This is a genomic window from Aeromonas sp. 600282 (genome assembly GCF_049175755.1).
GTDB lineage: Bacteria > Pseudomonadota > Gammaproteobacteria > Enterobacterales > Aeromonadaceae > Aeromonas > Aeromonas veronii_A.
The window spans coordinates 219,338-233,981 of record NZ_JAAKVR010000004.1 but is presented as its reverse complement, the minus strand read 5'-3'; the positions used below and the strand labels follow the sequence as shown (position 1 = coordinate 233,981).

The following is a 14,644-nucleotide window of genomic DNA, read 5'->3' as shown; positions in this document are numbered from 1 at the left end:
TGGTGCGCCCGAGAGGATTCGAACCTCTGACCACCTGGTTCGTAGCCAGGTACTCTATCCAGCTGAGCTACGGGCGCAAATGGCGGAGAAGGGGGGATTCGAACCCCCGATGCGGGTATAAGCCGCATACTCCCTTAGCAGGGGAGCGCCTTCAGCCTCTCGGCCACCTCTCCGTTTGCGGGGCTGATAATACTTCACAGGGATTTTTAGTCAAACACTTTTTTGGAGAAAAAAGTGCGTTCGCTCAGCATTTGGTCAAAGCGTGGAATATTCAAACAATATCGACACTTATCCCGCAGATTCGCGCCCTGCAGGGCGATTTCAGGGGCCGAGAAAAAACAAAAGGCGACACATGAGGTGTCGCCTTGTCACAGCCATGAAAGTGGCTTAGAAGCCCGGTTGGCCCGGAACTTTCTCGGCCTGGATGCGCTGGTAGATCTCTTCGCGGTGTACGGAGACCTCTTTCGGTGCGTTAACACCGATACGGACCTGGTTGCCTTTAACGCCCAGTACGGTGACAGTCACTTCATCACCAATCATCAGGGTTTCCCCAACACGACGAGTCAAAATAAGCATTCGCTTGCTCCTGTATCCTGTTTTGTTTTTATATCGATATGCGACATTATCTAACAAAGATACCGATATGGTAAATGGTTGAAACTAAATCAATCAGAGATTGTTAGCCCAAGGGCTGCTCTTGCGGTGCCTGATCCAACCCGAAAGCCGCGTGCAGGGCCCGCACCGCCAGCTCCAGATACTTCTCGTCAATTACCACAGAGATTTTGATTTCAGAGGTCGAGATCAACTGCATGTTGATCCCCTCCTCGCCCAATACCTTGAACATGGTGCGCGCAACACCGGGATGGTTCCACATGCCGACACCGACAATGGAAACCTTGGCAATTTCGCCATTTCCCTGCACGCAGGAGGCGCCAAGTTCGGTGGCGGTCTCCTCCAGCAGTGCCCGGGCGCGGCGATAGTCATCACGATTCACCGTGAAGGTGAAGTCGGCGGTGCCATCTCCCAGGGTGTTCTGCACAATCATGTCGACATCAATGTTGGCGTCACTGATCGGATTCAGGATCTGCGCGGCAACGGTTGGTCTGTCCGGCACGCCCAGAATGGTCAGGCTGGCCTCGTTGCGGTTAAAAGCGATCCCGGATACCAGGGGAGCTTCCATCCTATCACCTCCATATGTGATTAAGGTTCCCTCTCCATCGATAAAGCTCGACAGCACCCGCAGCGGGACGCGGTACTTGCCCGCAAACTCCACCGAGCGGATCTGCAACACCTTGGCGCCGAGACTGGCCATCTCCAGCATCTCCTCGAAGGTGATGGTGTCAAGACGACGCGCCTTGGGCTCGATGCGCGGATCCGTGGTGTATACCCCATCCACATCGGTAAAGATCTGGCACTCATCGGCCTTGATGGCCGCCGCTACAGCAACCGCCGTGGTATCCGAACCGCCGCGGCCCAGCGTCGTGATGGCGTTATGCTCGTCACGGCCCTGGAAACCGGCGATCACCACCACCTTGCCCGCAGCCAGTTCGGCATGAACCAGCCCGGTGTCGATGTGGGTGATGCGCGCCTTGCCATAGGCGGAATCGGTATGAATCCGCACCTGATCACCGGTCATTGAGACCGCAGGACAACCGCGTTTGTTCAACGCGATCGCCAGCAGCGCTATGGTGACCTGCTCACCGGTGGAGACCAGTACATCCATCTCCCGCCGGTTGGCATCAGGATCCAGCTGCTGGGCCATGCCCAGCAGCCGGTTGGTTTCGCCCGACATGGCGGAGACAACCACCACCACGTCGTGTCCCTGGGCGCGGGTCTGCTCGACCCGCTCAGCTACCGCCTCGATCCGCTCCAGTGTGCCGACCGAGGTGCCGCCGTACTTCTGTACATAGAGTGCCACAGATCACCTCGCCCGATTACAGGCGCTCTTCCAGCCAGGAGTGAACGGATTGCAGCGCTGCCGGCACCGCCTCAGGCTGGGTACCACCCGCCTGTGCCATGTCCGGACGGCCACCGCCCTTGCCACCCACCTGCTGGGCAACCAGATTGACCAGTTCCCCGGCCTTGACCTTGCCGGTCAGGTCGTTGGTGACACCGGCGATCAGGTTAACCTTGCCGTCGGCACAGGTGGCCAGCAGTACAACACCGGACTTCATCTGGTTCTTCAGTTCGTCCAGCATGCCGCGCAGGGATTTCGGATCGGCCCCTTCCAGCGCTGCAACCAGCACCTTCTGACCGTTGATCTCGATCACCTGACCCAGCAGGTCGTTACCGGCCTGAGCGGCCAGCTTGGCCTTGAGCTGCTCCAGCTCGCGCTCCATCATCTTGGCCTTGTCCAGCATCTGGCGAACCTTGTCGGCGATGCAGAACTGGTCGCCTTTCACCAGGGCGGCAGCCTCTTCAATCTGCTCGCCAACCTGATGCATGAAGTCGATGGCCGCTTTGCCGGTCACCGCTTCGATACGGCGCACGCCAGCAGCGATGCCGCTCTCGGCGATGATCTTGAAGAAGCCGATATCACCGGTGCGCTTGGCGTGAGTACCGCCGCACAGCTCGGTGGAGTAGTCACCCATGCGCACCACGCGCACGTCGTCTTCATATTTTTCACCAAACAGCGCCATGGCACCGGCGGACTTGGCCGCTTCCAGATCCATCAGCTGGGTGGTGATTTCGTGGTTGGCGCGGATCTGGTTGTTGACCAGCTCCTCGACCCGGCGAATGGTCGCCATGGTCAGCCCCTCGAAGTGGGAGAAGTCGAAACGCATGCGCTCGGCACCAACCAGAGAACCTTTCTGGGTGACATGCTCGCCCAGTGCCTGACGCAGGGCAGCGTGCAGCAGGTGAGTCACGGAGTGGTTCAGGGCGATGGCCTGACGACGGTCAGCGTCAACCACGGCTTCCACTTCGGCGCCCTTCTCCAGGGTGCCCAGCTCCATGTAACCCTTGTGGATGATCGCCTTGCCCGCTTTCAGGGTATCAGTCACGGCAAAGATGCCGTCGTCCACTTTCAGGATACCGCTATCACCGACCTGACCACCGGACTCGGCATAGAAGGGGGTCTGCTCCAGCACGATGACCGCTTCGTCACCGGCGATAAGACCGCTCACCTCTTCCACACCCTTGTAGATACCGACCACGCGGGTACGCTCGGTCAGGGTCTTGTAACCGGTGAAGGGGGTCTCGAAGTCGAGCTTGAGCATCTCGTTGTAGTTCACGCCGAAGCTGGAAGCCTCTTTGGCACGAGCACGCTGCTTCTCCATCTCGGCCTTGAAGCCCTCTTCGTCGATGCCGATCTCGCGCTCGCGCACCACGTCGGCAGTCAGGTCGGCCGGGAAGCCGTAAGTGTCATAGAGCTTGAACACCACTTCACCCGGAATAACCTTGGCATCGCCCAGGTTGGCCAGAGCGTCTTCCAGCAGCAGCAGACCGCGATCCAGCGTGCGGACGAACTGCTCCTCTTCGATGCGCAGCACGCGCTCGACCAGCGGCAGCTGGGCGATCAGCTCGGCAGCGACATCCTTCATCTGCACTGCCAGCTCGGCAGCCAGTTTGTAGAAGAAGACATCGGTAGCGCCCAGCTTGCGACCGTGACGCACGGCGCGGCGGATGATGCGGCGCAGCACATAGCCACGACCTTCGTTGGACGGCATCACGCCATCTGCCACCAGGAAGGCGCAGGAGCGGATGTGGTCAGCGATGACGCGCAGGGACTGGTTGCTCAGATCGGTAGTGCCGACAATCTCGGCCGCTTTCTTGATCAGCGCCTGGAAGATGTCGATTTCGTAGTTGGAGTGCACACCCTGCATGATGGCGGAGATACGCTCCAGACCCATGCCGGTATCCACGGACGGACGCGGCAGCGGCTCCATGGTGCCGTCAGCCTGACGGTTGAACTGCATGAACACCACGTTCCAGATCTCGATGAAACGGTCGCCATCCTCTTCCGGTGAGCCGGGACGGCCACCCCAGATGTGATCGCCGTGGTCATAGAAGATCTCGGTGCAGGGACCGCACGGGCCGGTGTCACCCATCGCCCAGAAGTTGTCGGAAGCGTAAGGGGCACCCTTGTTGTCACCGATGCGCACGATGCGATCGGCCGGGACACCGACCTCTTTTTCCCAGATATCGAAAGCTTCATCATCAGTCGCGTAGACGGTCACCAGCAGGCGATCTTTCGGCAGTTGCAGCACCTCGGTCAGGAAGCCCCATGCAAACTTGATGGCATCCTGTTTGAAGTAGTCACCGAAGCTGAAGTTGCCCAGCATTTCGAAGAAGGTGTGGTGACGAGCGGTATAGCCGACGTTTTCCAGATCGTTGTGCTTACCACCGGCACGCACGCAACGCTGGGAAGTCGTCGCGCGATTGTAGGCACGCTTGTCTGCGCCAAGGAACACGTCCTTGAACTGGTTCATACCCGCGTTGGTAAACAACAGGGTCGGGTCGTTATGCGGTACCAGCGAGCTGGAGGAGACAACCTGGTGCCCCTGGGAACGGAAATACTCGAGAAACGCAGCGCGAATCTCTGACGTGGACATATACATGGAAAATCCTGCTTGATTCGAATACGGACTTTTAACCGCATTAATGTAAGTTTTCTGCGGGGTAAAGTAAAACGGACAGGGCCGCCACGGGCGAAAAAGCGCACATAAACGGGCCAGAAAAGAGCGGCACTGCTCACAGTGGCTTTTTTCACTGTCGAGAGGCAAAAAAGCAGCGCATAAAGAGGAATGAGATGAACAAAAGACGGCTTTTTCGGAATTGCGCTCGCAACCTACTGAGCCGGCAGGAAAAACCGGCCACAAGGAGAGGTGAAACGACTGTTGCCACGCAGTGGCGTTACTCCTCCCGCTCCTGCAGGGCCGAGATGGCATAACGGGCCTGATCCTGGGTAAAGCCGCGCCCCAGCAGATATTTGAGCCACTTCATCCGCAGCTTGAAATCGGCCAGATCGGCAATTTTTGCCCGTCGCTCCAGCAGTTCGAAGGCAAGCTCGAACCAGTCCAGCTCCGGCTGCTCAAAGGCGGCATCGATCTGGCCATCGTTCAGTCCCTTGCGACGCAGGTCGAAACGGATCTTGAGCGGGCCATGTCCCTTGGCGGCACCGGCCCGCACCGCCATGGCACCATATCGCTCGTCATTGACCCAGTTGTAACCGCGGCAGTAGTCGACCACCGCCTCGATCACCTCTTCCTGATAGCCCTGCTGGCGCAAGCGTCTGGCCAGCTCCGACTCGGCACTCTCGCGGCGGGCCAGACTGCGCATGGCATAGCCGCGGGCAGCGGCCAGCTGTTCGGCAAAGGTCGGCTCGGCGGGCTCGAGCGGTTCGGTCACGGATTCATCTACCATCATAAATAACAAGGCCGGGTATCTACCCGGCCTTCCTTTGTTCCTTATTCGAACTCTTGTTCGCTTTCGGCATCGAACTCTTCTGCCTCAACCGGTGCAGCCTTGTCATCGACAGGTACGGCACCGGAGAGCAGCAGCTCGCGCAGTTTGGCTTCCACTTCGCCAGCCAGCGCCTTGTTCTCGGCGAACAGCTTCATCACGTTGGCCTTGCCCTGACCAATCTTCTCGCCGTTGTAGCTGTACCAGGCGCCCGCCTTGTCGATCAGCTTGTGCTTGACGCCGAGATCCACCAGCTCGCCCTCTTTGGAGATGCCGGCACCGTAGAAGATCTGGAATTCGGCCTGCTTGAAGGGAGGTGCCACCTTGTTCTTCACTACCTTGACGCGGGTCTCGTTACCGACCACTTCGTCGCCTTCCTTGATGGCGCCGGTACGACGGATATCCAGACGCACGGAGGCGTAGAACTTGAGTGCGTTACCACCGGTAGTGGTCTCCGGGCTGCCGAACATGACGCCAATCTTCATCCGGATCTGGTTAATGAAGATGCACAGGCAGTTGGCGTTTTTGATGTTGGCGGTCAGCTTGCGCAGCGCCTGGGACATCAGACGAGCCTGCAGGCCAACGTGGGAGTCACCCATCTCGCCTTCGATTTCCGCTTTCGGAGTCAGGGCCGCCACGGAGTCGACGATGATGACGTCAACGGCGTTGGAGCGCACCAGCATGTCGCAGATCTCCAGCGCCTGTTCACCGGTATCCGGCTGGGAGATGAGCAGGTCGTCGACGTTGACGCCCAGCTTGGCGGCATAGATGGGATCCAGCGCGTGCTCCGCATCGACGAAGGCACAGGTCTTGCCCTTCTTCTGGGCTTCGGCGATCACCTGCAGGGTGAGGGTGGTTTTACCGGAAGATTCCGGGCCGTAGATCTCGACGATACGACCGCACGGCAGACCACCGATCCCCAGCGCCACGTCCAGAGAGAGGGAGCCGGTGGAGATGGCTTCGATATCCATGGTCTTGCTGTCGCCCAGACGCATGATGGAGCCTTTGCCGAACTGCTTTTCAATCTGACCCAGCGCAGCCGCCAGTGCCTTCTGTTTGTTCTGATCCATGCCAATCTCCGCTGGAAATCGTGAGTAAAAAATGAAGTTGGGCTAAGTATACTGTCTATTCATACAGTATCAAGCCCAATTTATCTGAGCAGGGCCAACAGACCCGACAAGGCCTGTCTCACCGCCTGCTGGCGCACCTGCCGGCGATCCCCGTCGAAGCGGGCCAGCAGAGAGTGGTGGCGGCCATTGCTGTCGGCCCAGGCGAACCAGACGGTGCCGACCGGCTTGCCCTCGGTCGCACCGCCGGGGCCGGCGATGCCGCTGATGGCAACGCTGATGGAGGCAGACGAGTGCGCCAGCGCGCCGCGGGCCATCTCCAGCACCACCGCCTCGCTCACCGCGCCGTGCCGCTCAAGGCTCTCGCGGCTCACCCCCAGCATCTGCTGCTTGGCCTCGTTGGTGTAGGTGACAAAGCCGCGATCGAACCAGCCGGAGCTACCCGCGATGTCGGTGATGGCCGTAGCCACTCCACCGCCGGTACAGGATTCGGCGGTCGCAGCCAGCCAGCCCCGTTGACCAAGGGCCCGCCCCAGCTCGATGGCGAGGTGCTCTATCTCTGCGTCCAGTTTCATCACAGCTCCTTCTGATTCGTGGAAAGGGCACATTATGCGATCCCGCCGCAGCCCCTCGCAACTGAGCTGATTGTCACAAGGCTGATGACTCGCATCAGCCAAATGGTGGTGTGAGCCAACCTCCCCCGGCGCGGCGCTTATGTGTAGAATGGCGCCATCAAGCTCAAGGCTCATCACCGCAGACCCGGGCCCGCAGAGGCCCCTTCTGGAATAGAACATGACCGCACAACACCAAGCTACTGGCGCCGCGCCAAGCGCCAATCTCAGCGCCCACACGCCCATGATGCAGCAGTACCTTGCCCTCAAGGCCGAGAACCCGGAGATCCTGCTGTTCTACCGGATGGGCGACTTCTACGAGCTGTTCTATGACGATGCCCGCAAGGCCTCCCAATTGCTCGATATCTCCCTGACCAAGCGCGGCCAGTCGGCCGGCAGCCCCATCCCGATGGCGGGGGTGCCCTATCACGCTATCGAAGGGTATCTGGCCAAGTTGGTGCAGCTCGGCGAATCCGCCGCCATCTGCGAACAGGTGGGGGATCCCGCCACCAGCAAGGGGCCGGTGGAGCGCAAGGTCATTCGCATCATCACCCCGGGCACCGTCTCCGACGAGGCTTTGCTCAGCGAGCGACAGGACAACCTGATCGCCGCCGTCTACCACGATGGCCGCCGCTTCGGCTACGGCACCATGGATATCAGCTCCGGCCGCTTCTTCATCAATCAGTTCGAGAAAGAAGAGACCCTGCTGGCAGAGCTGCAGCGCACCAATCCGGCCGAGCTGCTCTATCCAGAATCCTTCGAGTTTCTGCACCATATCGAGGGTCGCCGCGGCCTGCGTCGCCGCCCGGAGTGGGAGTTTGAGCTGGGCACCGCCCGCAAGCTGCTCTGCCAGCAGTTCGGCACCCAGGATCTGGTGGGATTTGGCGTCGACAAGAGCGAGACCGCCCTGTGCGCCGCTGGCTGCCTGATGCAGTACGTCAAGGACACCCAGCGCACCGCCCTGCCCCACATCCGCAACGTACGCCTTGAACAGCCAGATCATGCGGTCATCATGGATGCCGCCACCCGCCGCAATCTGGAGCTGACCCAGAATCTGGCCGGTGGCTATGAAAATACCCTGGCCGAGGTGCTGGATCGTACCGCCACCCCTATGGGCAGCCGCCTGCTCAAGCGCTGGATCCACCAGCCGATCCGCGATCGGGTGATCCTGAAAGGTCGCCAGAGCACCATCAAGGAGCTCATCGAGCAAAACCTCTACGACGAGTTGGGCAACCTGCTGCGTCAGGTGGGTGATGTGGAGCGGGTACTGGCCCGTCTCGCCCTGCGCTCGGCGCGCCCGCGCGACCTCACCCGCCTGCGTCAGGCTTTCGCCCAGTTGCCCGAATTGCAGCGCCTGCTGGCGGATAACGAACACGAAGCGGTGCAGCAGCTGCGCGAGCGGGCCAGCACCTTCCCCGAGCTGCTCGACCTGCTGGAGCGTGCGGTGATGGAGGTGCCGCCGGTGCTGATCCGCGATGGTGGCGTGATCCGTGACGGCTTCAATCAGGAGCTGGACGAGCTGCGGGATCTGGCCAACGGCGCCACCGCCAGCCTCGCCCGCATCGAGGAGCGGGAGAAGCTGCTGACCGGTATCAACACTCTAAAGGTGGGTTACAACAAAGTGCACGGCTTCTATATCGAGGTGAGCCGCGCCAACAGCCATCTGGTGCCGGCCCACTACATCCGCCGCCAGACCCTCAAGAACAACGAACGCTACATCATCGATGAGCTGAAGAAGTACGAGGACAAGGTACTCACCGCCCAGTCCCAGGCGCTGGCGCTGGAAAAACGGCTCTACGAAGAGCTGCTCGATGCCCTGCTGCCCCACCTCGGCGATCTGCAGGATTCCGCCGCCGCACTGGCGGAGCTGGACGTACTGGCCAACCTGGCCGAGCGGGCCGAGACCCTCGACTATCGCTGCCCGACCCTCATCGATGAGGATCAGATCCTGATCGAGGCGGGCCGCCATCCGGTGGTTGAGCAGGTAATGACAGATCCCTTTATCGCCAACCCCATCCGGCTGGAGCGGGAGCGGCGGATGCTGATCATCACGGGTCCCAACATGGGCGGTAAATCGACCTACATGCGCCAGACCGCGCTGATCGTGCTACTGGCCCATATCGGCGCCTTCGTCCCCGCCGACAGCGCCCGCATCGGCCCCATCGACCGTATCTTCACCCGCATCGGGGCGTCAGACGATCTCGCCTCCGGCCGCTCCACCTTTATGGTGGAGATGACCGAGACTGCCAATATCCTCAACAACGCCACCGCCCGCAGTCTGGTGCTGATGGACGAAATTGGCCGCGGCACCAGCACCTACGACGGCCTCTCGCTGGCGTGGGCCTGTGCCGAACAGCTGGCGAGCAAGATTGGCGCCTACACCCTGTTCGCTACCCACTACTTCGAGCTGACCCGCTTGCCCGAGCTGATGAGCGGGCTGGCCAACGTCCACCTCGATGCGGTGGAGCACGGCGACACCATCGCCTTTATGCACGCGGTGCAGGAAGGGGCGGCCAGCCGCTCCTACGGTCTGCAAGTGGCGGCGCTGGCTGGGGTACCGAAATCGGTGATCCAGCAGGCCCGCCACAAGCTGCATGAGCTGGAGAGCGCCACTCCGGTGGCCGCCGGTGAAAGCCGCCCGGCACCGGTGGCCCTCGCCCCGCAGCCTCATCCGGTGGTGGAAGAACTGGAAGCGGTGCGCCCGGACGAGCTCACCCCGCGCCAGGCACTGGACCTGCTCTATCGCCTCAAGCAGATGCTGTGAACAACCGCTGCGGCTCAGGTATGAAACAACTGGCCTGACGCTGTCATCATCAACAAAAGAGCCGCCCATCGGGCGGCTCTTTGCATCGTCTTTTTATAGAACCGTCAATCTATACTGGGCGCTGCCGCGATATGGGTCGCCTCTGACTGGTGGTCACCCTCCTTGATCCAGGCATCCAGCAAGGTATAAGCCACAGCCAGCACCACGGGGCCGATAAACAGACCGATGATCCCCATCGCCAGCAGGCCGCCGATAACCCCCACCAGAATGAGAATGAGGGGCAGATTGGCACCGCGTTTGATCAGGAAGGGACGCAGGAAGTTGTCCATTGTGCCGGCGATCAGCGACCAGACCAGCAGGAAGGTGCCCCAGGTAGTATCACCGCTCCAGTAGAGATAACCGACACAGGAGATCAGCACCGGAAAGGGACCTATCTGGGCGACGATGAGCAGGAACATTACCACCACCAGAACCATGGTGTAGGGGATGCCAGCGATCCACAGCCCCACCCCGGCCACCGAGGATTGCACCAGCGCAGTAACCACCACCCCCATGGCCACGGCGCGGATCGCCTGGGAAGCCAGCACGGTCGCATTGTCACCGCGATCCCCGGCCAGCCGGTGGGCAAAGCGGCGAATGCCGGTCGCCACCACTTCACCGGAGTGATAGAGCAGACCACAGATACCGACCGTCAGCAGGAAGTGGACCAGCAGCATGCCCAGATTACCGGCCTGAGCAGCCAGCCAGCGCGCCGTCTGGCCGAAGTAGGGCGCCAGTTTGGCAAACAGCACCTGACCACCGCTCGCCAGAATTTGCTGCCAGAAGTCATAGAGCTTGCCGCCCACCAGCGGGATCTGCTGCAACCAGAGCAGCTCGGGCGGAGGCGACTGGCTGATATTGGTCCCCAGTTCGATCAGCATGGGGGCTTTCTCCGCCACATTGGCCAGTGTCATAAAGAGCGGAATGACAAACATCAGCAATAGCACCAGGCTCATAAAGAGAGCGGCCAGCGCACGCTTGCCCCACAGCAACCGCTGCACCATCAACATCAGTGGCCAGGTAGCGATGGTGATCATGGTGGCCCACACCAGTGCGGGCAGGAAGGGGCGCAGCACCATAAAGCAGGAGATGATCAGGAGGCTGAGAAACAGCACCCCCAAGGTTATCTTGGCCAAATCCACTTTTTTCATATTCATAGAGTTCCCCTTGCAGGGCGTCCGCCCCTGGGTCGTGAGTCTTGTTTCAAGAGAGAGAGTATCCACCAGAGGCCGACGCTCAACCAGAGCCCCAGCCCGAAAAAGAGCACAAACTGTCCGAGCAGTATGATCAACGAGCTACTGGTTAGCAGCGGCAACAGCCACAGGCCGGCACCGTTCAGCAAGCCGCCCGCCAGCACGACGCCCCCTGTAAGCAGCGGGGGATAACCAGCACGAACGAGGGCAGCCTTTCCCCCGAGCCAGAGGCCCAGCGCTACCAGCCCGATACCGGTCAGATGGGCCGATTGGGTCATTCCCCCGAGCGCCAGCGCCGCGGCAATCAGCAGCAACCAGCCTGCCCCACCCCCATCGGTACGCCAGCAGGGACAAGCAGCCAGCAGTATGGCACCCATCAGCAGCCCCGCCGCTACGTCAGAGATAAAGTGCACCCCGAGCCAGACCCGCGCCAGACCTGTGGTCAGCGCCAGCAGCAGCGCCAGCGAATAGGCCAGCCCGCGCCGGGCAGGCCAGAGCCAGCCAAGCAGCGCCCCCCAGAACAGCAAGGCCGAGGCGGTATGGCCGCTCGGCATGCCAAAGCCTTGGGCACTCTGGGTTGCCAGTTCAGGTTGCAGATGGAAGGGGCGCGGCCAGCCGATCCCCTCCTTGCTTGCCTGCACCAGCAGCCCGAGCCAGAGCATGGCGAAAAGCAACTGGCGCAGCCGCGGCCACCCCAGCAGCGGGAGCAGCAAAGGTATCAGGGCAAGCTGAAAGCCGCCTGAACCAAACAGATTGCTGACCGACAGCCACCAGACATCGGGCCCCAGCCACTGTTGCAGACGCATCATCAGCGGGATCTCGGCCTGATGCAGCGCATTGCCCTGCGCCACAAAATCGGCCTGCCAGCGCACCTCGCTCTCGGGCACCTGAGCAAGCTGGGATTGCAGCAAGTCGAGCTGATCCGGGAAACGGCGCTGCTCGCGGGGGAGCTTGTCCACCGCGATCAAGCGGGCGTTGAGGATCTCCCCACCCAGATTGGGAGCTTTCAGCAGCGAGACAAAATCGGAATCTTGCTGGGCGACGATGGGTTCCAGCGTGCGACAAGCGAAGATAACCGCTCGCTGCCAGCGACCCAACTCCTGCACCACCTCCCCCCGCAAGCCGGTCTCCTCAAAGAGTTCGCGCAGTGCCGCCTGCTGCGGACTCTCACCGCCATCGATATAGCCACCGCTCAGGCTATAGCGGGAGGAGATGCGATCCTGCACCAGCAGCAGTTGATCCTGATGGCGGATGGCGCAGGCCGCCGCCGAGGGAGCCGCCGGTTCGGCGCTCAGGGCTGGCAGAGCGGCAAACCACGCCAACAAGAGTAAAAAGAGGGTTCTCGACATCAATTTGCTTTCCCTATGCACAATGGCGACAAGCCTCCCAGAAATCAGATAGTTGGGCAACGGTAGCGGCCGGATCGCCGCCGTTCCCGCTGCGCTGGCGGTGCACGGATGATTGCGATGAAGCAGGGCACTCCCTACTATTGGCGGCTATCTTCAATTTCATGCAGCAAACGCTGGAGCCCTCCATGAGACAGTTCGGCTTTTTCCTCGGCATCGCCATCGGTGTCATTTTGATCCTGTTCGGCAGCATCGTCATCTTCCAGGCGCTTCCTGCCGCACTGGATGTACTGGAGATGCCAAGCCGCATCCCGTTCGTGCGCGAGGTCTACACCTGGCTGATGACCAGCGCCAACGGCCTCACCGCCCAGCTGGAGCAGAACTTCCTGGAAGCGTTCCAGACAGTGCTCAAGCTGATCCTGCTCATCACCTTCATGTGGGTCTGCGTCAAGCTGGTCAACATGGGGGTGCTGATTATCCGCGCCGGGGTTGATCTGATCCGCACAGCCATAGCCCACAGCGAAGGCCCCCACGACCAGAAGAAGCCGGATCAGCACGATCACTTCTGACTCTGACATGGTTGATGGATGTGAACGCAGCCGCCCCCAACCGGGGCGGCTGCTTTATATGCGCGGTATGGAGGCCCCTCCCAGTCCCCATGAATCCCCGATAAAGCACCGACTTTCCCTTGTGAATCAGCAAACTGCCCATATGTTGCATCACCTTGACATGGTTTGCGCCCCGCGCGGCGGCGGCCCGGTTTCTATCCCGAGCCCGTGCTCTGGTATAATCGACCACCTCTTTTCCCCGTTATGGAGCCTGTTCATGCCCAATCATGCAGAAAGTGCCCTCGAGGTTCGTCTCGACAAGTGGTTGTGGGCGGCCCGTTTCTACAAGACCCGCTCCATTGCGCGGGATCAGATAGACGGGGGCAAGGTGCACTACAATGGTCATCGCAGCAAACCGGGCAAACAGGTGGAAGTGGGTGCACTGATTCGCTTCTGGCAGGGGCAGGACGAACGCGAAGTGCGGGTGCTGGCCTTGAGCGAGCAGCGCAAATCGGCACCGCTGGCCCAGCAGCTCTATGAAGAGACCGCCGAGAGCCTGAAAAAGCGGGCCGAGAACAGCGAGGCGCGCCGCTTCAACAGCCAGTTTGCCCCCAGCCCCGAGCGCCGCCCCGACAAGCAGGAGCGACGCCAGTTGCTCAAGGTCAAACAGTACTGACCGACCCCGATTTGATACCGGGCTGGCATCAACCCCAGCCCGCCCGATTTACCTCACCGAAAAGCCAGGAATACATGATGAGCAACCAAGATCTGCTGTATCGCTATCTGTTTGAAGAGTACGAAGTGCGTGGCGAGCTGGTCCAGCTGGATCACACCTACCGCCACGTAGTGGAAGCCCAGAACTACCCGGTGCAGGTGCAAAAACTGCTGGGCGAGCTGCTGGTCGCCACCAGCCTGCTGACCGCCACCCTCAAGTTTGAAGGCTCCATCACAGTGCAACTGCAGGGCGATGGCCCGGTGCGTCTGGCCGTGATCAACGGTGACAACAACCAGCAGCTGCGCGGCGTGGCCCGCTATGAAGGCGAGCTGCCGAGCGATGGCAAGCTGCAGAGCCTGATCGGCAACGGCCAGCTGATCATCACCATCACCCCGGAGCAGGGCGAGCGCTATCAGGGCATCATCGCGCTGGACGCCGATACCCTGGCGGGCTGCCTGGAGCACTACTTCGCCCGCTCCGAACAGCTGGCCACCAAGCTGTGGATCCGCACCGGTTACCACGAGGGCGAACCGCGCGCCGCCGGCATCATGCTGCAGGAGCTGCCCGCCCAGAGCGAGGATCACAGCAACGACTTCGATCACCTGACCCAGCTCACCAGCACCATCAAGGATGAAGAGCTGTTCGGCCTGCAGGCAGAAGAGATCCTCTACCGTCTCTACCATCAGGACAAGGTGCGGGTGTTCGATCCGCAGGCGGTCGAGTTCCGCTGCACCTGCTCCCGCGAGCGCTGCGAAGGGGCCCTGTTGCAGATAGAAAAGGAAGAGGTCATGGAGATGGTGCAGGAGCTCGGCAAGATCGACATGCACTGTGATTATTGCGGCGCCCAGTACCAATTTAATGGGATCGATGTCGAAACCCTGTTCAGCAGGGCTCCCGGCAATGATGCAAACCAGTTACACTAATTAAAGGCGGGCAAAACCCGCCTTTAACTTTAATA

General features: G+C 60.8%; 12 protein-coding genes and 2 tRNA genes. 4 read left to right on the top strand and 10 right to left on the bottom strand.

Annotation, left to right across the window (positions count from 1 at the left end; genetic code table 11):
* The 8 genes from G5137_RS06630 to pncC form a co-directional block, all read right to left on the bottom strand.
* Window positions 1–77: transfer RNA gene (locus G5137_RS06630), tRNA-Arg, on the bottom strand.
* A 3-nt stretch (window positions 78–80) separates the two neighbouring features.
* Window positions 81–173, bottom strand: a tRNA-Ser gene (locus tag G5137_RS06625).
* 214 nt (window positions 174–387) lie between these two features.
* Window positions 388–576 (bottom strand): carbon storage regulator CsrA, encoded by a 189-nt coding sequence (gene csrA / locus G5137_RS06620; RefSeq protein ID WP_005336053.1) that lies wholly within the window; start codon window positions 574–576, stop codon window positions 388–390.
* A 103-nt stretch (window positions 577–679) separates the two neighbouring features.
* Window positions 680–1,918, bottom strand: a complete 1,239-nt coding sequence (locus tag G5137_RS06615) for an aspartate kinase (RefSeq protein ID WP_337073158.1) — start codon at window positions 1,916–1,918, stop codon at window positions 680–682.
* 16 nt (window positions 1,919–1,934) lie between these two features.
* A complete protein-coding gene (alaS, locus tag G5137_RS06610) occupies window positions 1,935–4,559 on the bottom strand; it encodes an alanine--tRNA ligase (RefSeq protein WP_421255097.1) in 2,625 nt (874 codons plus the stop codon).
* A gap of 295 nt (window positions 4,560–4,854) precedes the next feature.
* On the bottom strand, window positions 4,855–5,364 hold the full coding sequence (locus G5137_RS06605) for a regulatory protein RecX (RefSeq protein WP_215802118.1): 510 nt from the start codon (window positions 5,362–5,364) through the stop codon (window positions 4,855–4,857).
* 44 nt (window positions 5,365–5,408) lie between these two features.
* A complete protein-coding gene (recA, locus tag G5137_RS06600; protein WP_104016529.1) occupies window positions 5,409–6,473 on the bottom strand; it encodes a recombinase RecA in 1,065 nt (354 codons plus the stop codon).
* An 80-nt stretch (window positions 6,474–6,553) separates the two neighbouring features.
* Entirely contained in the window at window positions 6,554–7,045 is a 492-nt protein-coding gene (gene pncC, locus G5137_RS06595; RefSeq protein WP_033115928.1) for a nicotinamide-nucleotide amidase, read from the bottom strand.
* 217 nt (window positions 7,046–7,262) lie between these two features.
* Here pncC and mutS point away from each other — a divergent pair, with 217 nt between their 5' ends.
* Window positions 7,263–9,845 (top strand): DNA mismatch repair protein MutS, encoded by a 2,583-nt coding sequence (mutS, locus tag G5137_RS06590; RefSeq protein ID WP_421255096.1) that lies wholly within the window; start codon window positions 7,263–7,265, stop codon window positions 9,843–9,845.
* Window positions 9,846–9,949: 104 nt separating this feature from the next.
* Here mutS and ydiK read toward each other — a convergent pair whose 3' ends face one another.
* Window positions 9,950–11,041 carry an AI-2E family transporter YdiK gene (gene ydiK, locus G5137_RS06585; protein ID WP_216952793.1) on the bottom strand — a complete coding sequence of 364 codons (1,092 nt, stop codon included), beginning with the start codon at window positions 11,039–11,041 and terminating at the stop codon, window positions 9,950–9,952.
* Window positions 11,038–12,426, bottom strand: coding sequence for a bifunctional NUDIX hydrolase/phosphatase PAP2 family protein (locus G5137_RS06580; RefSeq protein ID WP_421255095.1), 1,389 nt, complete (start codon window positions 12,424–12,426; stop codon window positions 11,038–11,040). Before G5137_RS06580 ends, ydiK begins: the two co-directional genes overlap by 4 nt.
* 185 nt (window positions 12,427–12,611) lie before the next feature.
* On the opposite strand from G5137_RS06580, the gene G5137_RS06575 reads away from it, so the two are divergent.
* From G5137_RS06575 to hslO, 3 genes are all read left to right on the top strand, one after another.
* Window positions 12,612–12,992 (top strand): hypothetical protein, encoded by a 381-nt coding sequence (locus G5137_RS06575; RefSeq protein WP_005340143.1) that lies wholly within the window; start codon window positions 12,612–12,614, stop codon window positions 12,990–12,992.
* A 256-nt stretch (window positions 12,993–13,248) separates the two neighbouring features.
* The gene (gene hslR, locus G5137_RS06570; protein WP_421255094.1) at window positions 13,249–13,647 is read left to right on the top strand and encodes a ribosome-associated heat shock protein Hsp15; all 399 of its coding nucleotides are present in this window, start codon (window positions 13,249–13,251) and stop codon (window positions 13,645–13,647) included.
* A 77-nt stretch (window positions 13,648–13,724) separates the two neighbouring features.
* Window positions 13,725–14,609, top strand: a complete 885-nt coding sequence (hslO, locus tag G5137_RS06565) for an Hsp33 family molecular chaperone HslO (protein ID WP_019445177.1) — start codon at window positions 13,725–13,727, stop codon at window positions 14,607–14,609.
* The last annotated feature ends 35 nt before the right edge of the window (window positions 14,610–14,644 follow it).